We start from the raw sequence: 26,570 nt of genomic DNA on the forward strand, positions 1-26,570 counted from the left end.
AAGAAACCGGGAGAGATGACTTGTTGAGAAAGTCATTTCTTCCGGTTTTTTAGGATGAAAAAGTTTTATTTCAGATACTGTACACTGTACGGCGGCATCTCAAGCTGTCCGTTCATCTGGATTTCATTTCCGGTGAGCAGGTCGGTCATTGTGCCTCCGAGTTCTCCATTGTGCGCAGTAAACGGTGCGTCCGATGCATTGATCGCAACCAGCATCCGTTCATCATCAGTCCGACGCTCAAAGATGAGCTGATGGTTGGTCAGGACAACATTACGGTAGCTTCCGTGGCAGAGTGCATTGCTTCCGGTTCTGACGTGGATCATTTTTTTGATCTCTTCGGTCAGTTCATTTGGCTTTGATTCTTCAAAGCATGGACGAAGGGCGTAGTCATTATTTGGTGCTTTTACCCCTTCCTCACCCCATTCACTTCCATAATAAATACAAGGAACACCCGGCATACCAAGAAGAAGTCCGTAAGTCAGCGGCAGGTGGTTCTTGTTGGTCAGGATACTTGCAATTCGGGTTACATCGTGGTTGTCAACAAAAGACATCAGATGTTTTCCGCGGTAAATGCACCATTGTTCCGGTCCGTACTGACGATTCAGAGAGTGCGCAATCTCAAACATGTTCATGCTGTTGAAGCTGGAATAAATACCTTTATAGCATTCATAGTTGGTGCAGCTGTGCAGCAGTTCGTCATTGACGATCTGATTGTAGTCCCCGAAGAGAACCTCTCCGATCAGGGCAAAGTCAGGTTTTAATTCCTGGCAGAAACTGCGCAGACGTTTCATAAAATTGCGGTCCAGGCAGTATGCAACATCAAGCCGGAGACCGTCGATGTCAAATTCATCGATCCAGCCTTTTACACATTCCAGGAGATAATCTACAACAGCAGGATTGGCAAGATTCAGTTTGACCAGTTCAAAATGTCCTTCCCATCCCTCATACCAGAATCCATCATTATAACAGGAATTACCGTCAAAATTGATGCAGAACCAGTCCTTGTATGGAGAATCCCATTTCTTTTCCTGTACATCCTTAAATGCCCAGAAGCCGCGTCCTACGTGATTAAACACACCGTCAAGAACGATTTTTACATTGTGTGCATGGAGATCTTTGCATACTTCTGCGAAATCTTCATTGGTTCCGAGACGGCAGTCGATTTTTTTATAATCCCTGGTATCATAACCATGATTGTCTGATTCGAAAATTGGATTTAATAATATAGAAGAGATACCTAAGGATTCCAGATAACTGCTCCAGTCCTTTAATTTTAAAATCCGGGATACGGTTTTGCCGTCATTTGCGGTCGGAGCGCCACAGAATCCAATTGGATAGATCTGATAAAAAATTCCTTCATAAGCCCACATATTTTAGTACCTGCCTTTTAGTCAAAATTTGGATAAAAATCCCATACATCTATTGTATCAGATAGAATCAAATGATGGTATACTATTTAAAGCAAAAGTGGAATTTGTAAAAAATGTAATGATATGGTAATGTTTTTGAAAAAAGGGGAAAGGGAAGACATTTTTTGGTTGCAATTTATAGTAGCTTTTATTATAATTTAGAGTGCGTGAAAAGGTATTTGTGCATAATAATGCACAAATCATGGAGAGAAAAATGTGGCAGTTTATACTAGGAAGTACAGGATTTATTCTGTATTTTATTTATGATATCAACAGTGTTCGGATGAAGAATGCAGTATTACAAAAATTTTTTGCAGCTGGGAGTATTCTCGTTGTAGTATCGCTGATTGCAGAGCTTTATGCAGCATGGGGGAGCTGCCATCGAAAGATCGGAACAATGACCGGATTTGGATTAGGAGGATTCCTTTTCCTTTGTCTGCTCATTTATACGTTGTTTTTTGCGCTTCCCTTTGAAGAAACCTATTGTGAAGAAAATAAACTGCGTGCGGCTTATACGGAAGGTATGTATGGATTGTGCCGCCATCCTGGTGTTTTATGGTTTGCAGGAGCATATTTGTGCATGTGGGGAATGGTCGGTGGATGGAAACATGGGATTTATTTTTTACTTATGATTTTCTGGAATTATCTGTATATTATTTTTCAGGATCTGTGGACATTCCCACGGACATTTTTTAACTATAAAGAATATCAGCAAAGTACACCGTTTCTGATACCGAACAGAAAAAGTATACGGGTGTGCCTGCGTACTATCAGAAAAAATGATTGATCTGGAGCGGACAGTCTATGAATTTAAAAGAAAAATTAAAAAAACAACAGTATAATGAAATATGGCAGCAGTACTGTGGATTTCTGGATCTGTCGATGGACGGTTACATGAAAATCCAGCGGCGACTGATGGAAGAACAGATCCAGCTGTGGAGTAACTGTGGACTTGGACAGTCGATTTTGAAAGGAAAACATCCCCGAAATCTGGATGAATTCCGCAAAATGGTACCGCTGACGGAGTATGAAGATTACGCAGACATTCTTCTGACCAAGCAGCCTGATATGCTTCCGGGGAATCCGGTGATCTGGATTCAGACAACCTGGGAAGGCGGGAAACATCCGATTAAGGTTGCACCATATACAAGAAGTATGCTGGATACCTACCGGAATAATGTGACAGCATGTCTGATTTTATCGACCAGCAGGAAAAAGGGTTCTTTTGATGTTGCTTCTACGGACAAATTTCTGTATGCGCTGGCACCGCTTCCGTATGCTACCGGACTTTTCCCACTGGCACTCGGGGAAGAAATCGATATCGAGTTTCTTCCGGCAGTAAAAGATGCTGTGAATATGAGTTTTAGCGAACGAAACAAGCTGGGATTTAAAATGGCGATGAAAAAAGATCTGGGATTTTTCTTTGGTCTTGGAAGTGTGGCTTATGCGGTAAGTCTGAGCCTTTCTTCGATGACCGGTGGCGGCGGTATCCAACTATCAAGTCTTCTGAAATGCAGACCGCATATGATCTTCCGTATGATACAGGCAAAATACCGCTGCAAAAAGGAGAACCGGCAATTACTCCCAAAGGATTTATTCCATTTGAAAGGGTTCATGGTAGCAGGTACGGACAATCAGTGCTATAAAGATGATCTGGAAGAACTCTGGGGAATCCGGCCGATGGAATTGTTTGCCGGTACGGAACCATCTATAATGGGGACGGAGACCTGGACGAGAAAAGGAATGTATTTCTTCCCGGATACGGCATTTTATGAATTTATCACAGAGAAGGATATGTTGAAAAATCATGAAGATCCGTCTTATATTCCGCCGACATATCTGATGGATGAAGTCCAGCCGGGAGAAAAATATGAGCTCGTATTTACGATTTTGAAAGGCGGTGCATTCGCGAGATATCGCTGTGGTGATATGTACCGGTGCGTTGGACTGGAAAACAGGGAAGATGAAACACAGATCCCACGTTTTGAATATGTGGACCGGGTACCATGGATTATTGATATAGCAGGATTTACAAGGATTTCAGAAAATGGGATCCGAAATGTCATTCGTCTGTCAAAGCTCCCGATCACAAACTGGGTTGCGGCAAAGGAATATAATGAACAGAACCGCCCATATCTGCATATGTATGTAGAACTGGAACGGGAATCCTTGCTGAACAGTGCCATGAGCGCCGATATTTTAAAAGAGTTACTGAGTACATATTTTAAATATATTGATCAGGATTACCGTGACTTGAAGAAAATCCTGGGAATGGATCCTTTACAGGTTACAATTTTTACGTGCGGAACATTTGAAACTTATGAAAAAAAGACTGGGAAAAAACTGCATCAGATGAATCCTTCTTATTATGATTTGAAGGCGTTGCTGGAAGTGCAGGAATGTTTGAACAAAGTGAGATAAGAGGGAATTATGGGAACCTATGGATATATTTCAATCATAGCAATGGTGTGCTATGGATTTATGCTGCTGATGTTTCTGACAGCGAAGCGAAATAAAATTGTAAATAGCTTTCTGGTAGTGCTGGTTGGACTACTTTTCTGGGCTGGAGGATCGGCATTTATGCGTGTCCATCTGTGGCCAAGTTATGAATTCTGGTATCAGGTTTCCCTGCTTGGAATTTTACTACTGCCGTATGCATATTATTGCTTTATCCTGGCATTTGGCGGGGTGAAAAAAAGTCTGCCAGGGAAAATATATCTGGCTGTTATGCTGATCTGTTTTGTGGTAAATATCCGGCATGGGGTATTCCTGGGATGCCCGAATGTGGTGGAAAAGAATGGGCTTCCTACTTTTGTGTATGAGATTAAACCTACTATATTAGTACTCTTTTTCCCGGCGGGTATTTTTTTGATTTATCTTTTTCTTATTCTTGTGCGGATCTGCAAAGCGAATCCCAATATGAAAGTACAGTATGAACCGGTCATGGCAGGGGTTCTGGTGTTGTTTGCAGGGAATATGTTGCTTGGAATACCATTCTTCAGTGGATTTCCGATTGATATTTTAAGTGGCATTGTAAATGTATTTTTTCTGTTTTATGCACTGATACGCAGACGTCTGTTCCGATTGCAGATGCTGGCATCGCCCAGTCTGTGTTACGGTGTAGGATTCTTATTTTCTGTTATTGTATTTTTAAATATAATTCCATATTTGCAGAAAATCTTCCATATACAGATGGATAAGAATACAACGCTTTATGCCCTTGTTTTTGCAATTGTGTTTCTGGTGATTTATGCGCTGTTTACTTTTTTGTGGAAGCTTCTGGTACGCAGTGTGTTTGTCAAGGAAGAAAATTATCAGACAGAAAAAATCAGGGAGTTCAGCTCTGCAATTTCGAAGACGCTGGATTTAAATGAAATTCTGGATAAAACGATCAGTGTCATGAAAGAACTGATGGATGTTGGAAATATCTATATTTGTATGCAGGATGCACCAGGACAGCCATATCGGGGAGTGGCAAGTGATCAGCCACTGAATGATCTGACATTTACGATGGAAGAAGAAAACCCGATGATCCAGTGGCTGAAAGAACATGAAGAGCCGATCATTTACCGGGATTTTCGTTATACTGTGGAGTATAAGTCGATGTGGGAGAGTGAAAAACACCGGCTGGATAAGACGCATATCCGTTACTGTGCAGGACTGAAAGATGGAGAATGCCTGGTTGGTGTGATTCTGATCACAGATGCTTCGGCAAAAAAACGGCTGGTATATGATGAGGTGCAGCTGATCTCATCTGTTACGTCGGTTGCATCGATTGCGATTAAGAATTCAAGATTGTACGAGAGAGCCCGTCAGGAAGCCAGAACAGATGAGATGACCGGATTACTGAACCGGAAGTATTTCTACGAAGTGCTGAATGAAGAGCTTGAGAAAAACAGGGAGGCATCGCTGGCACTTGCGATCATCAATGTAGATGATTTTAAATTGTATAATCAGTTGTATGGGGTGAAAGAAGGAGATCTGTGTCTGCAGCGGATTGCAGATATCATCAGAAGCAGTGTCGGAGAAAGTGGATACACCGCCCGCTATGGAGGAAAGGAATTTGCGGTTCTTTTACCGGGATATGATCTTTTTTCTGCCAGAAATATGGTGGAATCTATTGCAAAACAGATTTACGTTATGAATAACCGCAGAACGGATATGAAGCTGAAAGCGGTAACTGTGAGTGCCGGTATCAGTGCGGCTCCTTATGCGGCAAGGAATGTGAAAGAGCTGATGGAAAATGTAGATCTGGCAGTTTATCATGTGAAACATAATGGAAAAAATGGGATCCAGGTCTTTGATATGATGTTCCAGAACAACAGTGTGGGGAACAATACAAGGAATCGTACCCATATTTATCAGGAGTATGAGTCTACGATTTATGCGCTGACGGCGGCAATTGATGCGAAGGATCACTATACGTTCAGCCATTCCAACAACGTAGCTTATTATGCAACGGCACTGGCATCTGCCCTTGGAATGAACGAAGATATGATAGAGATTATCCGGCAGGCAGCACTTCTGCATGATGTCGGTAAAATCGGCATTCCGGAGTATATACTCAATAAAGAGGGAAAACTGACAGATGAAGAATATGAGGTCATTAAAGGGCATGTAGAGGCATCGATCGATATTATCCGTCACCTTCCATCGCTGGATTATGTAATTCCGGCAGTCATCGGTCATCATGAGCGGTATGATGGAAAAGGATATCCACGCCGGATCGCAGGGGAAGATATTCCACTGACTGCGCGGATTTTGTGCGTGGCAGATTCTTTTGATGCCATGACATCCAAACGATGCTATAAAAAAGCATTTCCTGTTGGAGTGGCACGGGAGAAGCTTCTTCAGGATGCAGGCAGACAGTTTGATCCTGACCTGGTATGTAAGTTTGTTGAATGCCTGGATCATGGCAGTATTACACTGGTGAAGGAAGAAGAAACTGTGGACAGTCTGAAAGAAATGCTGTAGAAAATTCCTACAAAAAAGTGACGAAAACCAGCAAGAAACAGTTGACAAAAGCTTGTCAGTATAATATAATATGCAAGTATGACGTGAGAAGAAACAGTTTGCACCAAAGCCCCGGAGTGAACTTGTTTTCTATAGAATCTACAATGAAAATAATTAGTAAACCGAAATTCATAGGAGGTCAACCAATGAAAACTTACATGGCTAATCCAGATAAGATTGAAAGAAAATGGTATGTAGTTGACGCTGAAGGACAGACACTTGGACGTCTTGCAGCAGAAGTCGCTAAAGTTTTAAGAGGAAAAAACAAACCGGAATTTACACCGCACATTGATACAGGTGACAACGTAATTGTTATCAACGCTGAAAAGATCAAAGTTACAGGAAAGAAATTAGATCAGAAAGTATACTATCATCACTCAGATTATGTAGGAGGAATGAAAGAAACTACATTAAGAGAAATGATGGCAAAGAAACCGGAACAGGTTATCGAACTTGCTGTTAAAGGTATGCTTCCAAAAGGACCTTTGGGAAGAACAATGATCAAGAAACTTCATGTATATGCCGGAGCAGAACATGCTCATCAGGCACAGAAACCAGAAGTTTTAACATTTTAGTCAGAGGTTTGAAAGGAGGAAATAAAAGTGGCAACAGCTAAATTCTACGGAACAGGAAGAAGAAAAAAATCTATCGCAAGAGTATACCTTGTACCAGGTACAGGTAAGATCACAATCAATAAAAGAGATATCGACGAATATTTAGGACTTGAAACTCTTAAAGTTGTAGTTCGTCAGCCATTAGTTGCAACTGAAACAGTTGATAAATTTGACGTTCTCGTTAACGTACGTGGTGGTGGATACACAGGACAGGCAGGAGCAATCCGTCACGGAATCGCAAGAGCACTTCTTGAAGCAGATTCTGATTACAGACCGGTGCTTAAGAAAGCCGGATACCTTACACGTGATCCACGTATGAAAGAACGTAAGAAATACGGTCTCAAAGCAGCTCGTAGAGCACCACAGTTCTCTAAACGTTAATTTGGAGCAAAGTGTCAGCGAGAAAGACGAAGTTTTTCGAGTTCATTTTCAAAAATACAAACCTCAGAAACCTTGTGTTTCTGGGGTTTTTTGTCTGCTTATATTGAAAGAACATCAGTTTCCACATATAATAAAAGACAATGTGTAAAGAAATGAATCAGGGAGAATAATAAAATATGAGTATATTAAATGTAGAACATCTGACACACGGTTTTGGTGACCGTGCCATTTTTGATGATGTATCGTTCCGCCTTTTAAAAGGGGAGCACATCGGTCTTGTAGGAGCAAACGGAGAGGGTAAATCCACTTTTATGAGTATCGTTACCGGGAAACTTACGCCGGACGAGGGAAAGGTAGAATGGGCGAAGAATGTACGCGCAGGCTATCTGGATCAGCATGCAGTCCTTCAGAGCGGGATGACGATCCAGGACGCACTGAAAAGTGCATTTGATCCGCTTTTACAGAAGGAGCAGCGAATGAACGAGATCTGTGAGAGGCTTGGCGAAGTAGACGAGGATGAGATGAATCTTCTGATGGAAGAGCTTGGAACGATCCAGGATGAGTTGACACTGCATGATTTTTACACGATTGATGCAAAGGTAGAGGAAGTGGCAAGGGCACTGGGACTTCTGGATCTGGGGCTTGACCGTGATGTTACAGATCTAAGCGGAGGTCAGAGAACAAAGGTCCTTCTGGCAAAGCTTCTGCTTGAGAAGCCGGACATCCTGCTTCTGGATGAGCCGACCAATTATCTGGATGAAGAACATATTGCGTGGCTGAAAAGGTATCTTCTGGATTATGAAAATGCATTTATTCTGATTTCCCATGATATTCCGTTCCTGAATGAAGTGGTAAATATCATCTATCATATGGAGAACCAGGAACTGAATCGCTACGTGGGAGACTATGATCATTTCCAGGAGGTCTATGCAGTCAAGAAGGCACAGCTTGAGGCAGCATACCGCAGACAGCAGCAGGAGATCAGTGAACTGAAGGACTTTGTGGCAAGAAATAAAGCCCGTGTTTCTACAAGAAATATGGCGATGTCCAGACAGAAGAAGCTGGATAAAATGGATGTCATTGAGCTGGCAGCGGAAAAGCCGAAACCGGAATTTAAGTTCCGTTACGGACGGACTCCGGGAAAAATGTTATTTGAGACCAAAGATCTTGTAATCGGTTATGATGAACCACTTTCCAAGCCGCTGAATTTCCAGATGGAAAGAGGACACAAGATTGCGATTGTCGGAACCAATGGTATCGGAAAGACTACATTTTTGAAGAGTGTACTTGGTCTGATCCCGTCAATTTCCGGCGAGTGTGAGCTTGGGGAAAATCTTCAGATCGGCTATTTTGAACAGGAAGTTAAAGGAGAGAACAAGACAACCTGTATTGAAGAACTGTGGCAGGAATTTCCGTCATTTACCCAGTATGAGGTGCGTTCTGCCCTTGCAAAATGCGGACTCACTACGAAGCATATTGAGAGCCAGGTAAGGGTACTAAGTGGTGGTGAACAGGCAAAGGTAAGACTCTGTAAGCTGGTCAACAGGGACACGAATCTGCTGATCCTGGATGAGCCGACCAATCATCTTGACGTGGATGCAAAGGATTCTCTGAAAAAAGCGCTTCAGGAATACAAAGGAAGTATTCTTCTGATCTGCCATGAGCCGGAATTTTATCAGGATGTGGTAAATGAAGTGTGGGATATGAGCAAGTGGACGATGAAAGTATTTTAAAAGTGTTGTGCAGAAGACCTTTCGGGACTATCCTGAAAGGCCTTTTTGTGTTACTATTTATTTAGAGCGTATCATTTTGTCATTACTTTTTACAAAGCCGTTATATAAGCTTTACAGAAGTAAGATAGAGCCTGCAAAGTGCAACGTCTATAATAAAACGTGTTTCAGAAAAGAAAGGATGGGATAATATGCCGTCAACCTATGCACATTACATTTTCGGACAGCAGATCAGGGGCAGATTAAGCGGATATGAGAGAAAAGTTATTGATAAATACCCGGAGCTTTTTAATATTGGACTTCATGGACCTGATATTCTTTTTTATTACAGACCGCTTGGCAAGAACAAGGTCAATCAGTTGGGAAGCCGTATGCATAGCGAGAGCGGGGGAAAGTTCTTCGTTCATGCAGCGAAGGTTTTACATACACACGACCAGTATGAAAAGCATCTGGCTTATGTATATGGAGTGCTCTGCCATTTTGCGCTGGATGAGACCTGCCATGGTTACGTGGAACAGGCAGTAAAAGAAACTGGTCTTGCACATATTGCAGTGGAGGGCGAGCTGGACCGTAAGCTGATGATTATGAATGGAGAAAATCCAGTGAGCAGGAGACTGACCGGACATATTGTTCCTTCTATGAAAAATGCGGTAATTATAAAAGATTTTTATCGCGGAATTACAGCAAAGGAAGTCAAAAAAGCACTGAATGGAATGGTATTTTATGACAGGATTCTTGTCTGTCCATCTAAAATAAAGCGGATGGCACTTTATGCAGCACTTAAAGTGGCAGGACTTTATTATGATTTTCATGGGTTTATTATCAAGTATCATGAGAATGAATCCTGCAGGGAACAGATAAGAAGACTGCTTCATCTTTATGAAAAAGCAGTTCCGCTGGCAGACAAACTGATCTGCGAATACAAACCGTTTTTGGAAGGAAGCGCCACATTAGATTCTGTATATGCCTACACATTTGGTTCTCAGCTTCCGGGCAAGGAGGATACGCTAAATGAAAACAAAACTGACAAAACAGGAGAAAAACTGGATACTTTATGATGTCGGAAATTCTGCATTCACACTTCTGGCAGCAACCATTTTACCGATTTATTTCAACTATATCGCAGGAAAACAGGGACTTTCGGATGTACAGTATCTGGCATACTGGGGATATGCAGTGTCCATTGCAACCTTGCTTACAGCGCTTGCAGGACCGGTATTTGGAACTGTTGCAGATACAAAAGGCTATAAAAAACCAGTTTTTACAATTGCACTTGGAATCGGGGCAATTGCTTCGGTCGCTCTGGGTTTTGCAAAATACTGGCTGGCCTTTCTGGTAGTTTTTGTCATTGCAAAGGTCGGATATTCCGTAACGCTGGTATTTTATGATTCCATGCTTGTCGATGTGACATCGGAAGACCGGATGGATGAAGTCTCTTCTCAGGGCTATGCGTGGGGATATATCGGAAGCTGTGTACCGTTTGTAATCTGTCTTCTGGTTGTGTTAAATGCAGGGAAGATTGGAATTACAATGGAAATAGCAATGATGGTTTCCTTTGTGATCATCACGGTGTGGTGGGTAATTATGACATTACCACTTCTGAAAACTTATCACCAGAAGTATTATGTAGAAAAGAAGCAGCATGCTTTTTCAGAAAGCTTCAAAAGAATCGGCATTACACTGAAAAATGTAAAAAAGGAGAAGAAGGTTTTCCTGTTCCTTCTGGCGTTTTTCTTTTATATTGACGGGGTTTATACGATTATTGATATGGCAACTGCATATGGATCTGCACTTGGGCTTAGCAGTACAGGACTTCTTCTTGCATTGTTGCTTACGCAGATCGTAGCTTTCCCGTTTGCGATTATTTTCGGAAGACTGGCACAGAAATATTCTGCAGAAAAGCTGATCACAGTATGTATCGTGGCATATCTTGGAGTGGCAATTTTTGCGATTTTTCTGCATTACCAGTGGCAGTTCTGGGTTCTTGCAGTCTGGGTAGGTATGTTCCAGGGAGGTGTGCAGGCGCTTTCAAGATCTTACTTTACGAAGATCATACCGGCGAACCAGTCAGGTGAATTCTTTGGATTAATGGATATTTGCGGAAAAGGTGCGTCCTTTATGGGAACAACGATCGTGAGCCTGATCTCGCAGCTTACCGGCAATATCAATATTGGTGTGGGGATGATCGCTGTCTTGTTTGTGATCGGAATTATTTTATTCCGGAGAGCGGCAGCGCTAGAATAAAAACAAAGGATACAATAGATTTATGATGACAGAGCTTGAAAAATATTATAACAAATTCAACGAAGAGAAGCGGCTTAAGAGCCGCCATGGACAGGTAGAATTTATCACCTCAATGAAGTACATTCACAAATATCTTCCTAAGCGGGAGCATGGACAGGTAAAGATTCTGGATGTAGGAGCCGGAACCGGGCGCTACAGTGTTGCGCTTGCCGAAGAAGGGTACGATGTGACGGCGGTAGAGCTGGTGAAATACAATCTGGGAATTCTGAAAAAGAAGAACAGCTCTGTGAAAGCATATCAGGGAAATGCGCTGAAGCTGTCACGTTTTCCGGATAAGGAATTTGACCTGATCATCCTGTTTGGGCCGATGTATCATCTTTATACAAAGGAAGATAAAGTGAAGGCGCTGATGGAGGCGAAGCGTGTTCTGAAGGATGAGGGCACGATCCTGGTGGCTTATACAATGAATGAGTACAGTGTTCTGATGTATGGATTCCGGGAGAACCATATACAGGAATGTCTGGAAAATGGCAAGCTGGATGCGAATTACCGGGTATGTCCTTCACCGGAAGATTTGTATGATTATGTGCGCCTGGAGGATATTGACAGCTACAATGAAGCAGCAGGAATGGAACGGATCCAGATTATTTCGGCGGATGGACCATCCGATTATATGCGTCAGGTGTTAAATACGATGGATGAAAAGACCTTCCAGACGTTTATTGACTATCATCTGACTACGTGTGAACGCCCGGAACTGGTTGGTGCGGGATCACATACGGTAGATATTATAAGAAAGAAAAAAGATGGGGGAATAGAAAATGAAAGTAGCAGATATGCATTGTGATACGATTTTAGCGATTCTGAGAGGAAAGGAACAGGGAAAAGAGATTTCACTTCGTAAAAATAACTTAAATGTGGATCTTGAACGGATGAAAAAGGGGGATTATCTGATTCAGAATTTTGCCATTTTTCTGGATCTGGAGGATCCGATGCTTGCAGGAAGTCCATTCCGTTATGCAATGAAAATGGCGGATGTATTTTATCGGGAAATGGAGAAAAATAAAGACTGGATCCGGCCGGTCACGAAGTATGAAGAGATTGAAGAAAACCGGAAGAATGGAAGGATGTCGGCGTTGCTGACATTGGAAGAAGGAGAAATCTGTGAGGGCGATCCTGCCCTTTTAAGAGATTTTTACAGGATGGGGGCAAGGATGATGACTCTGACCTGGAACTATCCGAATCAGCTTGGATATCCGGCAAAAGCGACTGGCGGAGAATTTGCCGGAAAAGCCTTTTCAGAAGCCGGATATGGGCTTACAGCGCGTGGGATTGAGTTTCTGGAAGAGATGGAGAACCTGGGAATGATCATCGATGTGGCACATTTAAACGATGCAGGAATCCGGGATGTATTAAAGTTCACAAAGAAGCCTTTTGTAGCAAGCCATTCCAACGCGAGACATTTGTGCAGTCATCCGAGGAACCTGAATGATGAACTTCTGAAAGCGATCGGGGAAAGAGGCGGTGTGATCGGGCTGAATTATTATGCATATTTCCTGCGCGACTGGAAAGACGGAGAGACGGTTGTGAGCAGAGCGGAGGATATTGTGGCACATGCAAAATATATCCGTGATATGGCGGGAATAGAGGCTTTAGGACTTGGTTCAGACTTTGATGGTATGAATGGAGAACTGGAGATTGCATCCCCGGCAGATATGGAAAAGCTGGAAGATGTATTTAAAAAGAATGGATTTGCAGAGAGCGAGATCGAGAAGATATTCTATAAGAATGTAATTCGGATATATAGAGAACTGCTTGGGTAATTCCGGCAAAGCACATTTATAACATAGAAAACCCGGCTGTGGAGTGATCCACAAGCCGGGTTTTTTACTCTAGCATCTTTTGCAGTGATTACGCAACTGTTACATTAACAGCCTGAAGTCCGCGGTTTCCTTCTGTGATATCGAAAGTAACGTTCTGTCCTTCTTCAAGAGATTTGTATCCTTCTCCCGCGATTCCTGAAAAATGTACGAATACATCTTCTCCGGTGCTTTCGTTTGTGATGAATCCGTAGCCTTTCTGTGCGTTGAACCACTTAACTGTACCCTTGTTCATTAGTAGTACCTCCTAAAAAAATTGATGATGCCGATAAAAATAAAAATCACATATTTTTGTAAGTCATCAGACAGATGTTAATGATTTACAAAAATATGTGAAATCTAAATCTTATCTAAAACACAATTTCAGAATATCACGTGGTAGGACAAATGTCAAATCAAAATAGGAAAAAATAAATGTCTTTTTATTGACAGGAAGAAAAAGGAATGCTATTATTTTTAACATATTTAAAAAGTGAAATATTTGTACAAAGAGGTACTTTACTGTGGAGAAGAACGCAGGGAGTACCTCTTTTTTGACTTGCAAGAGGGTTTTTGACCTTTTGACCCCAACATCTTCTTTGATGTGAGAGTCAAAAGTATAAATGGGATGTAAGAAAGAGGTAGTGCAGATGAAAAATCATGAACTGGATGCAGTGGATCGTACAATTTTGAATATTTTACAGAGAAATGCCAAATGCCCATTGAAAGAGATTGCAGAGAAGGTGTATCTGTCTACACCGGCGGTATCGGCGCGGATTGAAAAGATGGAAAAAGAAGGATATATTCTCGGTTATCAGGCACAGGTGAATCCGGAAGCACTTGGATATCATATCAAGGCACTGATCAATCTGGAGGTTTCGCCGGAGGAAAAAAATGTGTTTTATCCGTTTGTGAGAAAGTGTTCAAATGTGATCGAATGCAACTGTGTGACCGGAGAATATTCTATGGTGTTAGAAGTGCTGTTTCCAAGCACAACAGAGCTGGATAAATTTATTGGAGAATTGCAGCGATTTGGAAGAACAAAGACACTGATCGTATTTTCGACTTCGGTTGAACACAGAGGAATCAATGCGGATATAGAAGAAACACTGGAGTGAGAAATATAATTTCCCGTAAATTGAAAAAGACCCGGAAACAAAAGTTTTCGAGTCTTTTTCTTCTTTAAGGGCTATATAAACAAGCAGTTTGAAATAGTCATTTTGATTATTCAGCAGCGATAGCAACTTCCGGAACAATTGTTTCGGTAGCTTTTTCAGATGCTTTGATATCTGCTGGTGTTTTTGCAAAACCTTTAAACACGATAGAACCAACAAATCCAGCTAAAGATCCGCCGATCGCAGCAAGTACGATTGCAGCAACAACCTTAAGCGGTGGATTAAATCCGAATGGAGCTAAAAGTCCAGGAATCGGAGATGCTGTTCCAGGAGCGTTATTGATGATGCCGAGCATAGCTGCTGCAAGTCCGGCAAGTCCGCCGCCAAAGAAGTTTGATCCGTAAATCGGGATCGGATTCTGTGTAATAATATCGGCCTGTGTAAGAGGTTCAAGCATTACCGCGATAACATTACTGCGCTCGCCAAGTTTTAAACGGTCGAAAATGATACCGTTTGTGAAAGAACCACCAACACATGCAATTGCTGCAATACCCATTGCAAGTCCATCAAGTCCGAGCATAGCAGTCAGGGCCATAGAACTAAGTGGTGAGGTACAGATCATCTTCATAATACCACCGAGCAGGAATCCCATGATAATTGGAGACTGTTCAGCAGCTGCAGAAATCATACGACCGATGTTGAGCAGTGTTGAATTAACGACCGGATCAACTGCGATGGCAATAATTCTTGCGAGCGGTGCGATTGCAAGAGCACCAACGATCAGATTCAGACCCTCTGGAAGTTTCTTTTCCAGGAACGGAGCTACAAAGCCTACAATATAACCTGCTACAAAACCAGGAAGGATTCCGTATCCTCCGACTGCGACACCTGCAACGACTGCAAGTACCGGATTACATCCCATACTGATCGGAACTAAAGTAGCTGCAGCGATTCCCCCGAAGCTGCCGGATACGGTTCCGAGTTCTGAGAAAAATGCAATTCCTAATAAATCACCTGTGATGTAATGGTGAACAGCTTCTACCAGGAACGAAGCAACAGCTGCATTAGCCATTCCGGACATTGCTTCTGATCCTTTTGGAAATTTCAGGCTGAATACAGAGAAACAGGCTAAAGTGAGAAGCAGTAAACCAATACCTTTTACGATTGTTAACATATGATATCCTCCTTAAAATTTATATTTATTCGCATCAGTTATCGTGATAACATAATAAAATGGAAGTTACAAAAAGATACAAAAAGTATCAAAATGAAATTTATTTTTGGAAAAAACTACAAATACGGGAAGGATTTATTGTATATAATGACGGTAACTATAAGTAATAATGAATTATAGGGAAAATATATAAATGATGTGAGTGGCAAAATTTACTTTTGACACTCACATCATTTATATAAAAAAGTCACATAAAGAGATGAAATAAGAAGCAGGAGAGGACCTGAAAATCAGGCTCTCTCGGTGCATTCCTGAATCAGTGCATTCAGGAAATTTTTAATTTTCACATTGCCGTGCCGTACACTTTTTCCACGGATGAAATCCATTTCCCTTCGAACCTGTTCAAAGTTATACAGGGAGTTGGCGTAGGTTGTAAACGTGTCATTGGCATAATCTTCAAGACCAAGGTTGGCAAGGTTGACCATTCCCATGTTGGCTGTCCGACGGATCCTTTGTTCCATGGATTTCGGATTGTCACTGAACCGACTGCATAGTTCGCTTAAAGTGACATTGTCAACTTTCTGGTTATGCTGGATCAGATAATCGACAAGGGAAATGATATCCTTGCTGCCACGTTCGCCGGTGATGCCAAGCTTTTGAAGAATTCCTTTTAACCGGATAATATAAGGTTTTTCAGCCGTATCATTTATAAATCCCTGTGGCTGTACAAAATTCTGCTGGGTCTGGAAAATCGTCTGTACCTGCTGCAATGTCCGGCGGGCAGTCAGGGATTCACTGACCTTCCGGAGTATGGATTCTACTTCGATACTGTTGATCGGCTTATGAATATAAAATTCGATGCCCGCAGAATAGGCATCTGAGATCATATCTTTGGAGGCAACCTGGGAAAGCATAATAAAAGTAAGATCCGGTGAATAAGATCGGGCACGTTTTACGAAAGTGATTCCGTCTATTTCGGGCATCAGAAGATCAACAATTACGATGTCTGGATTTATAAGAGGAAGATCCGAGAGGGCATCCACACCGTTTTCGGCAGTCCCGGCAATTTCTCCAAGTCCACGGTCCCGTATAATACGTTTTAATATATGCAGTACATTTTTATCATCATCAATGAGATAGAATTTCATTTATAAACCGCTCCATTTCTCTTTTGGTATAGTAAGTGTGAAAACTGTTTTTCCGGGAACGGAAGTTACCCGGATGGTTCCGCCCAGGCGGAGTTCGATAAAATCCTTTACCAGGCTAAGGCCAAGTCCCCGATTGACCTCGCCGGTTTCGTAGTTGATCTTTGTGGAAAAACCAGGTTCAAAGATTTGTTCCATATCCTCCGGATCGATTCCGGGTCCATGATCTTCAACTTCGATAACATAAGCAGAATCCGTGGAGGATTGACGGACAGAAAGCTCGACCAGATTTCCGTCTGCTGCTTCAATTGCATTGTTGAAAAGATTGCGGAAGATTGAGAGCAGAAGATAATGATTCTGTGTATAAAGATTTTCTTCCAGCTGTATATTAAAAGAAAGTCGTTTCCCTTTTGGAAGGGATGCATCCAGGCTGCTTTTCAGAATGGTGAGGATATCATCCAGGCTCATTCCGTCATTTTCAGAATTTACTTTCATTGAAGAGGAAAGTCCTCTTACGATCAGATTGTAGTCTTTTTTGATCTCGTGGACATCCCGTGCGATCTGAAGTGCAGTGCGGGTGAGGGATTCGTCTATATTCCGGTCACTCATATCGTGGTAAAGCCGGTATGCGGTGCTCATGGTGTTCTCTATCATATGTGTGCCTTTCTGCATCAGGACAACTTCACCGTTAAGCTCAGAAATCAAAAGAAGAAGGTTCTGGTATCTCCGTGCATGTTCAGCACTCAGAAGACTGAACTTGTAATGGCTGAGACAGAACAGGAAAAGACCTGCAAGTGCAGTACGCAGAAGCGCAACCAGAAGGACACCTGCCTGGGACTGAAAAGAAAAAGCGTCAATCCCCCTACGGGTCAGCAGTTCTGTTATATTTGCCAGATAGTCAAAAAGAAACATCCAGGGCAGAGAATACATCGAAAGTTCATAGTCATTTTTACGGCAGTAGAGGAAAAAAAGGATTCCGTAGACCAGATAGAAAAACATTTCCGGAAAATAGCTCTGTGGATTCCAGCTGCCAAAGCGAAGCCAGTGCATCAGCGTACGGGAAAAGAAAACACAGAGGGCACTTATCACCGTAACCGGAAGAATCGGATATTTCCCAAAAAGGATCAGAGACATGAAAATGCCAAAAATTCCGATGGAAACACGAAAATCGCTTTCAAAAAGTGAGATGCTGATCTGTGCTCCAATGATAACAGCAGCGCTGACCAGCAAAATGCGGGTATAACGTGAAAAACTTTTGGTCCACATAAGAAAGCCTCCTTTATTCAGAACATCTGTCTTACAGTCTACAGTCCGGTTAATAATTCAACCAGAAATACGCCGGCACATGAAAACAGGGAAACACAGATCAGACTTTTTCTGTTCCATGCAAGGATCAGTGCGATCGCAAAACCAATAGCGGCAGACCAGATATTAGCGGTGGCTGTCAGAATGGCCGGAAAGGTCATAACAGCCAGAGTTACATAAGGTACATAATATAAAAAAGATTTTATAAAAGTATTTTTGATCTCTTTTTGGATCAGCGTCAGTGGCAGCATACGGATCAGATAGGTGACGGCTGCCATGACGAAGATATACATATAAAGATTATGCTTCAACGGAAGAATCCTCCTTATCTTCTGGATTTGCGTCTTCTTTTACAGGGAAGAAATACGCTGCGATTCCGGCAATCAGAATCGTAAGGATAATGATTCTGAAACCAGAAGAAATCTGGCATAGCACAGAAGCCTTTGTAAAAAAGAAGCTTGCTGCCATGGAAATCACGACAATGGTTCTGATGATCCTGTTATCACGTGCCGGGGGAATAATGATTGCGATAAACATTCCATATAATGCAACGCTCAGTGCGCTGACGATCCGGTCAGGCAGGATACTTCCTGATACTACTCCGAGAAAAGTACCAAGTGTCCAGCCAGGTGCGGCAAGTGCCATCACACCGTAAGAATACCATGGAGTAATCCTTCCGGGGCGGGATACGGATACACCGAAGACTTCATCCGTTATACCGTATGCGATAAGAAAACGGTGGAAAGAAGGATAGTGGTTATCAATTTTCTGTGAAAGGGCACAGGACATCAGCGAATATCTGAGATTGATGATGAGCTGGGTGAATGCCATTTCAAAATAGGATGCGGATGCCGTAATCAGTGACAGACCTGCAAATTGTCCGGCGCTGGTCAGGTTTGTAAGGGAAATCAGAACGGCTTCCCAGGTGGACAGTCCTGCATTTTTTGCCATGATACCAAAGGTAAATGACACCGCAATATAGCCGAGACAGATGGGAATGCCATCTTGTATCCCGGCTGCAAAATCCATTTTTCTGTTTCTACTCATGAAGTAAAACCTCTCTTTTGTAAATAATCCCCAAATTTGAATTGTTATTTTACTAACATTTTACCATGGAACAGTGGTCTTGAAAATGATGTTTTAAAAGAACTTGAAAAAATTTTACAGAAAGACTGGAAATATAGTGGTATTATGAGTTATAATAAATAGTGATAAATGAATGTGCAAACATAAGTACAAGTTATAAAAGGAGATCGAAGCATGGAAATGTTATCTATTGAAAAAGAACTGCAGAGCAATTCTTATCCTGGAAGAGGGATCATCATCGGAAAGTCTGCCGACGGAAGCAAAGCGGTCACAGCTTATTTTATCATGGGAAGAAGTGAGAACAGCCGTAATCGTGTCTTTGTAGAAGAAGGAGAAGGAATCCGCACACAGGCATTTGACGAGTCAAAGCTGACAGACCCAAGCTTAATTATCTACGCACCGGTGCGTGTACTCGGCAATAAGACGATCGTTACAAACGGAGATCAGACTGATACAATTTATGAAGGTATGGACAGACAGATGACGTTTGAACAGTCCCTTAGAAGCCGTGAATTTGAACCGGATGGACCAAACTACACACCACGTATTTCCGGTATCATGCACATTGAGAACGGAAAATATAACTATGCAATGTCCATTTTGAAGAGCAATAACGGAAATCCGGATGCATGCAACCGTTACACCTTTGCATATGAGAATCCGGTAGCCGGAGAAGGACATTTTATCCACACATACAAGTGTGATGGAAATCCGCTTCCGAGTTTTGAAGGAGAACCAAAGCTTGTTGCAATTCCGGATGACATGGACACATTTGCAGACACACTCTGGAACAGTCTGAATGCAGATAATAAAGTATCTCTGTTTGTAAGATATATTGATATTGAGACAGGAACATACGAAAGCAAGATCATCAATAAGAATAAATAGTATACAAAGGTGAAGAAGGAGCAGGAATCATGAATGAATTAGAACTCAAATATGGATGTAACCCGAATCAGAAGCCGTCACGTATCTATATGAAAGACGGAAGTGATCTCCCAATCAAAGTTCTGATGGGACGTCCGGGATATATTAACTTTCTGGATGCATTTAACGGATGGCAGCTGGTATCGGAATTGAAAAAAGCAACCGGACTTCCGGCAGCAACTTCCTTTAAGCATGTGTCACCGGCAGGTGCTGCAGTCGGACTGCCGCTGGATGAAACTCTTGCAAAAATTTACTGGGTAGATGACCTTGGAGAACTTTCTCCGCTTGCAAGCGCTTATGCACGTGCAAGAGGTGCAGACCGTATGTCTTCATTCGGTGATTTTATTGCGCTTTCTGATGTCTGTGATGTTGATACTGCAAGACTGATCAAGAGAGAAGTATCGGATGGAGTGATCGCACCTGGATATGAACCGGAAGCACTGGAGATTCTTGCACAGAAAAAGAAAGGTAATTACAATGTGATCCAGATCGATCCGAATTATGTTCCGGCACCGACTGAACACAAGGATGTATTTGGTATTACTTTTGAGCAGGGAAGAAATGAACTGAAGATCGATGATGATTTCTTCTCAAATGTAGTGACTGAGAACAAAGAAATTCCGGATCACGCAAAGAGAGATCTTGCAATTTCCATGATTACTTTGAAATATACACAGTCAAACTCTGTATGCTATGTAAAAGACGGACAGGCAATCGGAATTGGAGCCGGACAGCAGTCCCGTATCCACTGTACCCGACTTGCAGGACAGAAGGCAGATAACTGGTGGCTGAGACAGTGCCCGAAAGTACTTGCTCTTCCATTTAAAGAAGGAATCAAGCGTGCAGACCGGGATAATGCAATTGATCTGTACATTGGTGAAGAATATATGGACGTACTGGCTGACGGAACCTGGGAAAATATTTTCACTGAAAAACCGGAAGTATTTACCAGAGAAGAAAAGAGAGCATGGCTTGATAAGCTGACGGGTGTGGCACTTGGATCAGATGCATTCTTTCCGTTTGGAGATAACATCGAACGTGCACATAAGAGTGGTGTTACATATATTGCAGAACCGGGTGGATCAATCCGTGATGACAATGTAATTGATACCTGCAACAAATACAACATGGCGATGGCATTTACCGGAATCCGTTTATTCCATCACTAAGATAATAAAGAAGCAAAGTTCCCGCAGAGGTAGAGAAATTACCTCTGTGGGAACTTTTTATTATTAACAGAAAAAGGAGATTTCTATTGTATAAAAAAGATTCCGGAAGAATAATCTGTTGAAAAAATAAACAGATATGCGACAAATGTGGAAAAATGTCGTTAAAAAATAAACAGAACCGATAATCTGAAGATTTATTATTTAGTAAGAGATTACATAATATATATGTAACAGCCAGCAGGAGGAGGCGAATCTATGGGTATTATTGAAATCCTTTTAATTTCAATCGGGCTTTCATTTGATGTATTTGTTGTACATATTTGTGTTGGAGCAGGATTTTCTAGGAAGCATGGAAAAGACACACTTTTATCCAGTCTGATTTTTGGAGGAATGCAGCTCTTTGCACTGATTCTGGGAAATGTTGTTGCAGATATTCTGAAGCCGGACAGGAAGATGAATGAGACGATTTCAACAGCGGCAAGCGGTTGGGAGCTTTTGTCGGTGCTGATATTTATCGGACTTGGCATTTATATGATCTGTAAAGCAAGAAATAATAAGCAGATTTTTGAGCGGAGAAACGATGAAATAAACTGGAAACGGCTTAGAAAACTGGCAGTACTTACCAGCATAGATGCGTATTTTGCCGGAATGGGTATCGGATTCTGGAGTGTGGAGATCCTGGAACAGGGAATGGTATTGCTTCCGGTTACGATCATTCAGTGCTTTCTTGGTGTGGAGGTCGGATATAGATTGGGCTGTGAATATAACTGTAAAGCTTACTGGATCGGTGGGATATTATTCCTGATCGCCGGCGCAGATATGGTGGTTACGCATTTTTTATTTTAAAAGTAGGAGGAAAAGAGTATGGGCGAATTGACACATAAAGCAGCAAGGGCAGCATTTGGCGGAGCAATTGATTTGGCAATGCGAAAAATGGATAAAGACAGAGAAAAAGGTCTGCTTGATCTTGTTGATCTGACCGAGCGTTTCATGGGAGACAATTTCCAGAAGAGCTCCTATGAAGGCGCAAGAAAGATGATACAGGATCCGGATTCGAAGTGGATGCGTTATGTGAATCGTGCATTGGATGAAATTGACCCGCATGTTATTAAACAGACAGCATTAAACCTTGGATTTGAAGCGGCGTTCCATGGAACGAAGACAATCCGCAGTATGAGAGAGGTACATCAGTGCAATATTCCGTGGCTGATCCTGATGGATCCGACAAGTGCATGTAATCTTCATTGTACCGGATGCTGGGCGGCAGAATATGGGCATAAACTGAATCTTACATATGAAGAGATGGACAGCATCATTACGCAGGGAAAAGAACTGGGGATTTATTTCTATATGTATACAGGCGGGGAACCGTTAGTAAGAAAAAAAGATATTATCAGACTTTGTGAAAAGCATTATGACTGCGAATTCCATGCATTTACAAATGGAACACTGGTGGATGATGAATTTTGCGAAGAGATGAGAAGAGTCGGCAACCTGTCCCTTTCAATTAGTCTGGAAGGATTTGAAGAGGTCAATGACATGCGCCGTGGAGAGGGTGTATTCGACAAGGTTATGGCAGCCATGGACCGGTTAAAGAAATATGGACTGATCTTCGGTACGTCAATCTGTTATACCAGAAAGAACATTGAAACGGTTACATCGGATGAATTCCTGGATATGATCATCGGAAAGGGATGTCGTTTCACCTGGTATTTCCATTATATGCCGGTTGGAAATGATGCAGCACCGGATCTGCTCCCGACAAAGGAACAGAGAGAATATATGTATCACCGGGTAAGAGAGATCCGCGGTGCAACAGGTGGAAAGCCGATTTATGCAATGGATTTCCAGAATGACGGAGAATTTGTCGGAGGCTGTATCGCAGGCGGAAGAAACTACTGCCATATCAATGCGAATGGAGATGTAGAACCATGTGTATTTATTCACTACTCTTCTGCAAATATTCGGGAAGTCACTCTGCTGGAAGCTCTGAAACAGCCACTCTTTATGGCATACAGAGACCGGCAGCCTTTTAATAACAATCATTTGCGTCCTTGCCCGATGCTTGAAAATCCGGAGATTCTTCAGGAAATGATTAAAGAGACCGGTGCAAAATCGACCGATCTGCAGTCACCGGAAAGTGCGGAACATTTGTGCAGTAAGTGCGAAGCTTATGCCTGTGAGTGGAAAAAAACAGCAGATCAACTATGGAAAGAGCATCCGCATCAGCAGAAGGGTTACACAAATTACAAAAAACGCGTGGAAAAGCAGTAAAAAAACAGAAAAAAAGCGGTTTGAAAAAGCGTTTTGTTTGTGATAGAATATTCCTCAAGAGAAATGGGCAGGAAAAAGAGGACAACACATGGAAAGAAAAAGAGAATTAACAAAAATCCTGCTTGCGGAAAGCTTTAAGGAACTACTGATAAAAGGATCTTTTGATAAGATAACGATTAAAATGATCACAGATCAGGCGGGAGTTATCAGACCGACTTTTTATAATTACTTTCAGGATAAGTATGAAGTGATGGAATGGCTTCTGGAGACGGAGGTTTTTCAGCATATCCGTGAGATGACTGAAGACGGGATGGAAAGAGAAGCCATTTATCTGCTGTTCCGGAAGATGGAGAAAGACCGGATTTATTATCAGAAAGCATTTGAAGCGACCGGTCAGAATGGGTTTGAGGAAATTCTTGAAAAGAAGATCCGTCAGCTGATCGAAGAGATGGTGGGCAGACATAAGATCAAGCTTGAGAAGCTTCAGGGAATCAAAGACAAAAAGATTTTTCTGGAGTTCCATACGATCACCGTTGTAACCGGACTCAAATACTGGCTGACCAGCCGGGATATCCATCTGTCGGCGGATGAAGCGATGGAGTATTATCTGTTCCTGATGTCGCATCCTATTTTGGAGCTGCTTGAAAAGTAAAGAACAAAATATAAATTCGAGAAGAATCTGGGAAAATCCGGGTTCTTCTTTTTGTTTTTTTGTCAGAAAATTCTGATAGAGCGTTCTGATAAATAAAAGGGAATACGTTCTGGAGAGGTATATTCTTTTGAAATTGTAGAAAATAAAAAATGTTATCTAAACTGCTTGACGGATTTCTATTACAGAGTTATTATGAACATATGAACAGTTGCGCATATGTTCAGTGAGAAAAAATTTCAGGAGGAAAGAAAGATGAAGAAAAAATTTAAAATGGTAGACCTTGATTGCGCAAACTGTGCAGCAAAAATGGAAGATGCAATCAAAAAGATTGATGGTGTAAATGATGCAACGGTAAGTTTTATGATGCAGAAGCTTACGATTGATGCAGATGATGCAAGATTTGATGAGATCATGCAGGAAGTCGTTGCTGTATGCAAGAAGGTAGAGCCGGACTGCCAGATTCAGCTGTAAAACCGGAAAAGGTATGAAAGGGGAGAGGCTTCTATGATGAAAAAACAGAAAATAATGCTGTATCGTATTATCGCAGCAGCAGTTATCTATGTTCCTCTTTTTGTACTGGAACATATGGGAAAACTGGAATTTCAGTCCGAAATGCCGGTGCAGTTTTTGTTGTTTATGATCCCTTATCTGATCGTGGGATGGGACATCATTTACCGGGCTGTACGTAATATCAGTCATGGTCAGGTATTTGATGAGAACTTTCTGATGTGTATTGCAACGTTTGGTGCACTTGGAGTAAAGGAATATTCGGAAGCGGTAGCAGTTATGCTGTTCTATCAGATCGGGGAGTTATTCCAGAGTTATGCAGTCAACCGCTCCCGCCAGTCAATCAGTGCAATGATGGATATCTGTCCGGAATATGCAAATATTGAAGAAGACGGAAAGCTCAAACAGGTTGATCCGGATGATGTAGAGATCGGTACAGAGATCGTCATCAAAGCAGGCGAGAGAGTTCCTCTCGATGGTGTGGTCGTATCGGGAACATCCTTTGTAGATACATCTGCTCTGACCGGAGAGTCGGTTCCGCGAGAAGTAACAGAAGGTTCCGAGATTATCAGCGGTTGTGTAAATGGAAGCGGACTCCTTAAGGTGCGCACAACGAAAGAGTTTGATGATTCTACAGTTGCGAAGATCCTGGAACTGGTTGAAAATGCCAGCAGCAAAAAGGCACATGTAGAGAATTTCATTACAAAGTTTGCAAAATACTATACGCCGATCGTGGTTTGCGCGGCAGTTGTACTTGCATTCCTTCCGCCAATCATTCTTGGTGGCGGATTTGCAGAATGGATTCAGAGAGCATGTATTTTCCTTGTAATCTCCTGCCCATGTGCACTGGTAATCTCCGTTCCACTTGGTTTCTTTGGAGGAATCGGAGCAGCATCCAAACAGGGCGTTCTGGTAAAGGGAAGCAATTATCTGGAAGCACTCTCTGAGATGAAAACGATTGTATTTGATAAGACTGGTACACTGACAAAGGGTGAATTCGTTGTATCAGAAGTTATTCCGAACGGATGGGAAAAAGAAGGACTGCTTGAAGTGGCAGCCCTTGCGGAAGGCTATTCCGATCATCCAATCTCAGCAGCACTCAAGAAAGCGTACGAAGAAGCAGAGCTTGGTGAGCTGTCTATGGACAGAGTGGAACAGACTGAAGAAATCGCCGGACACGGAATCAAGGCAAAGATCGACGGAAGAGTTGTCTATACCGGAAATGCAAAGCTGATGGAAGAAGAAGGCGTGGAATATGAGCCATGCGCAATCCCTGGTACGGTCGTATATCTGGCGGCTGAAAAAGAATTCCTCGGAACCATCATAATTTCTGATACGGTCAAACCGGAAGCCAAACGTGCGATCGCACAGCTCAAAAAAAGCGGTGTCAAAAAGACAGTTATGCTTACCGGTGACAGAAAAGATGTCGGTGAAGCAGTGGCAGAAAGCCTTGGAATCGATGAAGTCTACACAGATCTCCTTCCGGGGGATAAGGTAGATAAGGTTGAAGCACTTCTCGGAGAACTTGGTGAGAAAGAAAAGCTCGGTTTTGTTGGTGATGGTATCAATGATGCACCGGTACTCTCCAGAGCTGATATCGGAATCGCAATGGGAAGCATGGGATCCGACGCAGCAATCGAAGCCGCAGATGTTGTTCTGATGGATGATAATATCCTTAAGATATCCTCCATTATGAGAATTGCAGGAAAAACTCTCCAGATCGTACATCAGAATATCGTCTTTGCCCTCGGTGTCAAAGTTCTGGTCCTCATCCTGGGAGCCCTCGGCATGGCCAACATGTGGGAAGCCGTCTTTGCCGACGTAGGAGTATCCGTAATCGCAATTCTGAACTCCATGAGAACACTGAAAGTAAAATAGATGTCAAAAGCATAAAGTAAAACAAGCCTGCAAATAAAAAGTCAAGGCTAGATTGAAAGAACATTGAAAATTTTATACAGGTTGAAAA

25 protein-coding genes are annotated in these 26,570 nt (G+C 42.2%); 18 read left to right on the forward strand and 7 right to left on the reverse strand.

Annotated elements, in window-relative coordinates; genetic code table 11:
* Positions 1 to 65: 65 nt before the first annotated feature.
* Positions 66 to 1,370, reverse strand: coding sequence for an alpha-amylase family glycosyl hydrolase (locus ACYQ5K_RS12770; RefSeq protein WP_459777715.1), 1,305 nt, complete (start codon positions 1,368 to 1,370; stop codon positions 66 to 68).
* Between the two features lie 253 nt (positions 1,371 to 1,623).
* Here ACYQ5K_RS12770 and ACYQ5K_RS12775 point away from each other — a divergent pair, with 253 nt between their 5' ends.
* The 10 genes from ACYQ5K_RS12775 to ACYQ5K_RS12820 all read left to right on the forward strand — a co-directional run bounded on the left by ACYQ5K_RS12775 (position 1,624) and on the right by ACYQ5K_RS12820 (position 13,214).
* Positions 1,624 to 2,196 (forward strand): hypothetical protein, encoded by a 573-nt coding sequence (locus ACYQ5K_RS12775; protein ID WP_178025593.1) that lies wholly within the window; start codon positions 1,624 to 1,626, stop codon positions 2,194 to 2,196.
* A 17-nt stretch (positions 2,197 to 2,213) separates the two neighbouring features.
* A complete protein-coding gene (locus tag ACYQ5K_RS12780) occupies positions 2,214 to 3,830 on the forward strand; it encodes a GH3 domain-containing protein (protein WP_173688756.1) in 1,617 nt (538 codons plus the stop codon).
* A gap of 9 nt (positions 3,831 to 3,839) precedes the next feature.
* Entirely contained in the window at positions 3,840 to 6,383 is a 2,544-nt protein-coding gene (locus ACYQ5K_RS12785) for an HD domain-containing phosphohydrolase (RefSeq protein WP_195230509.1), read from the forward strand.
* 185 nt (positions 6,384 to 6,568) lie between these two features.
* The gene (rplM, locus tag ACYQ5K_RS12790) at positions 6,569 to 6,997 is read left to right on the forward strand and encodes a 50S ribosomal protein L13 (RefSeq protein WP_022220779.1); all 429 of its coding nucleotides are present in this window, start codon (positions 6,569 to 6,571) and stop codon (positions 6,995 to 6,997) included.
* Positions 6,998 to 7,024: 27 nt separating this feature from the next.
* Positions 7,025 to 7,417 carry a 30S ribosomal protein S9 gene (gene rpsI, locus ACYQ5K_RS12795; protein ID WP_008373223.1) on the forward strand — a complete coding sequence of 131 codons (393 nt, stop codon included), beginning with the start codon at positions 7,025 to 7,027 and terminating at the stop codon, positions 7,415 to 7,417.
* 176 nt (positions 7,418 to 7,593) lie between these two features.
* The gene (locus tag ACYQ5K_RS12800; RefSeq protein ID WP_173688755.1) at positions 7,594 to 9,150 is read left to right on the forward strand and encodes an ABC-F family ATP-binding cassette domain-containing protein; all 1,557 of its coding nucleotides are present in this window, start codon (positions 7,594 to 7,596) and stop codon (positions 9,148 to 9,150) included.
* A 188-nt stretch (positions 9,151 to 9,338) separates the two neighbouring features.
* Positions 9,339 to 10,205: a zinc dependent phospholipase C family protein gene (locus tag ACYQ5K_RS12805; RefSeq protein WP_173688754.1), complete on the forward strand. Its 867-nt coding sequence runs from the start codon at positions 9,339 to 9,341 to the stop codon at positions 10,203 to 10,205.
* The gene (locus ACYQ5K_RS12810; protein ID WP_173688753.1) at positions 10,159 to 11,391 is read left to right on the forward strand and encodes an MFS transporter; all 1,233 of its coding nucleotides are present in this window, start codon (positions 10,159 to 10,161) and stop codon (positions 11,389 to 11,391) included. The genes ACYQ5K_RS12805 and ACYQ5K_RS12810 overlap by 47 nt, the downstream gene beginning before the upstream one ends.
* 22 nt (positions 11,392 to 11,413) lie before the next feature.
* Entirely contained in the window at positions 11,414 to 12,238 is an 825-nt protein-coding gene (locus ACYQ5K_RS12815) for a class I SAM-dependent methyltransferase (protein WP_173688752.1), read from the forward strand.
* Positions 12,213 to 13,214 carry a dipeptidase gene (locus ACYQ5K_RS12820; RefSeq protein ID WP_173688751.1) on the forward strand — a complete coding sequence of 334 codons (1,002 nt, stop codon included), beginning with the start codon at positions 12,213 to 12,215 and terminating at the stop codon, positions 13,212 to 13,214. Before ACYQ5K_RS12815 ends, ACYQ5K_RS12820 begins: the two co-directional genes overlap by 26 nt.
* Positions 13,215 to 13,302: 88 nt before the next feature.
* Here the strand turns inward: ACYQ5K_RS12820 and ACYQ5K_RS12825 are convergent, their stop codons facing one another.
* Entirely contained in the window at positions 13,303 to 13,506 is a 204-nt protein-coding gene (locus ACYQ5K_RS12825) for a cold-shock protein (RefSeq protein ID WP_008373270.1), read from the reverse strand.
* 409 nt (positions 13,507 to 13,915) lie between these two features.
* Here ACYQ5K_RS12825 and ACYQ5K_RS12830 point away from each other — a divergent pair, with 409 nt between their 5' ends.
* Positions 13,916 to 14,368 carry an Lrp/AsnC family transcriptional regulator gene (locus ACYQ5K_RS12830; RefSeq protein ID WP_044999139.1) on the forward strand — a complete coding sequence of 151 codons (453 nt, stop codon included), beginning with the start codon at positions 13,916 to 13,918 and terminating at the stop codon, positions 14,366 to 14,368.
* Between the two features lie 106 nt (positions 14,369 to 14,474).
* Here ACYQ5K_RS12830 and ACYQ5K_RS12835 read toward each other — a convergent pair whose 3' ends face one another.
* From ACYQ5K_RS12835 to ACYQ5K_RS12855, 5 genes are all read right to left on the reverse strand, one after another.
* A complete protein-coding gene (locus ACYQ5K_RS12835) occupies positions 14,475 to 15,539 on the reverse strand; it encodes a PTS sugar transporter subunit IIC (RefSeq protein WP_055260833.1) in 1,065 nt (354 codons plus the stop codon).
* A 290-nt stretch (positions 15,540 to 15,829) separates the two neighbouring features.
* Complete coding sequence (locus ACYQ5K_RS12840) at positions 15,830 to 16,687, reverse strand: response regulator (protein WP_459777716.1); 858 nt, start codon at positions 16,685 to 16,687, stop codon at positions 15,830 to 15,832.
* Positions 16,688 to 17,950 carry a sensor histidine kinase gene (locus ACYQ5K_RS12845; RefSeq protein WP_243868812.1) on the reverse strand — a complete coding sequence of 421 codons (1,263 nt, stop codon included), beginning with the start codon at positions 17,948 to 17,950 and terminating at the stop codon, positions 16,688 to 16,690. It lies immediately after the preceding gene.
* Between the two features lie 38 nt (positions 17,951 to 17,988).
* Positions 17,989 to 18,300, reverse strand: a complete 312-nt coding sequence (locus tag ACYQ5K_RS12850) for an AzlD domain-containing protein (protein WP_117824547.1) — start codon at positions 18,298 to 18,300, stop codon at positions 17,989 to 17,991.
* Positions 18,290 to 19,036, reverse strand: coding sequence for an AzlC family ABC transporter permease (locus ACYQ5K_RS12855; RefSeq protein WP_173688749.1), 747 nt, complete (start codon positions 19,034 to 19,036; stop codon positions 18,290 to 18,292). Before ACYQ5K_RS12855 ends, ACYQ5K_RS12850 begins: the two co-directional genes overlap by 11 nt.
* 213 nt (positions 19,037 to 19,249) lie before the next feature.
* Between ACYQ5K_RS12855 and ACYQ5K_RS12860 the strand changes: the two genes are divergently transcribed.
* The 7 genes from ACYQ5K_RS12860 to ACYQ5K_RS12890 all read left to right on the forward strand — a co-directional run bounded on the left by ACYQ5K_RS12860 (position 19,250) and on the right by ACYQ5K_RS12890 (position 26,482).
* Positions 19,250 to 19,963: an IMP cyclohydrolase gene (locus tag ACYQ5K_RS12860; protein WP_008373293.1), complete on the forward strand. Its 714-nt coding sequence runs from the start codon at positions 19,250 to 19,252 to the stop codon at positions 19,961 to 19,963.
* Between the two features lie 29 nt (positions 19,964 to 19,992).
* On the forward strand, positions 19,993 to 21,171 hold the full coding sequence (locus ACYQ5K_RS12865) for a phosphoribosylaminoimidazolecarboxamide formyltransferase (RefSeq protein ID WP_173688748.1): 1,179 nt from the start codon (positions 19,993 to 19,995) through the stop codon (positions 21,169 to 21,171).
* Positions 21,172 to 21,426: 255 nt separating this feature from the next.
* Positions 21,427 to 22,017 carry a manganese efflux pump MntP gene (locus ACYQ5K_RS12870; protein ID WP_173688747.1) on the forward strand — a complete coding sequence of 197 codons (591 nt, stop codon included), beginning with the start codon at positions 21,427 to 21,429 and terminating at the stop codon, positions 22,015 to 22,017.
* Positions 22,018 to 22,035: 18 nt separating this feature from the next.
* Positions 22,036 to 23,445 carry a radical SAM protein gene (locus ACYQ5K_RS12875; protein ID WP_173688746.1) on the forward strand — a complete coding sequence of 470 codons (1,410 nt, stop codon included), beginning with the start codon at positions 22,036 to 22,038 and terminating at the stop codon, positions 23,443 to 23,445.
* An 88-nt stretch (positions 23,446 to 23,533) separates the two neighbouring features.
* A complete protein-coding gene (locus ACYQ5K_RS12880) occupies positions 23,534 to 24,097 on the forward strand; it encodes a TetR family transcriptional regulator (RefSeq protein WP_022220520.1) in 564 nt (187 codons plus the stop codon).
* 252 nt (positions 24,098 to 24,349) lie between these two features.
* Complete coding sequence (locus tag ACYQ5K_RS12885) at positions 24,350 to 24,568, forward strand: cation transporter (protein ID WP_055156100.1); 219 nt, start codon at positions 24,350 to 24,352, stop codon at positions 24,566 to 24,568.
* A 33-nt stretch (positions 24,569 to 24,601) separates the two neighbouring features.
* Entirely contained in the window at positions 24,602 to 26,482 is a 1,881-nt protein-coding gene (locus tag ACYQ5K_RS12890) for a heavy metal translocating P-type ATPase (protein ID WP_173688745.1), read from the forward strand.
* The last annotated feature ends 88 nt before the right edge of the window (positions 26,483 to 26,570 follow it).

This window comes from Allocoprococcus similis, assembly GCF_054660775.1.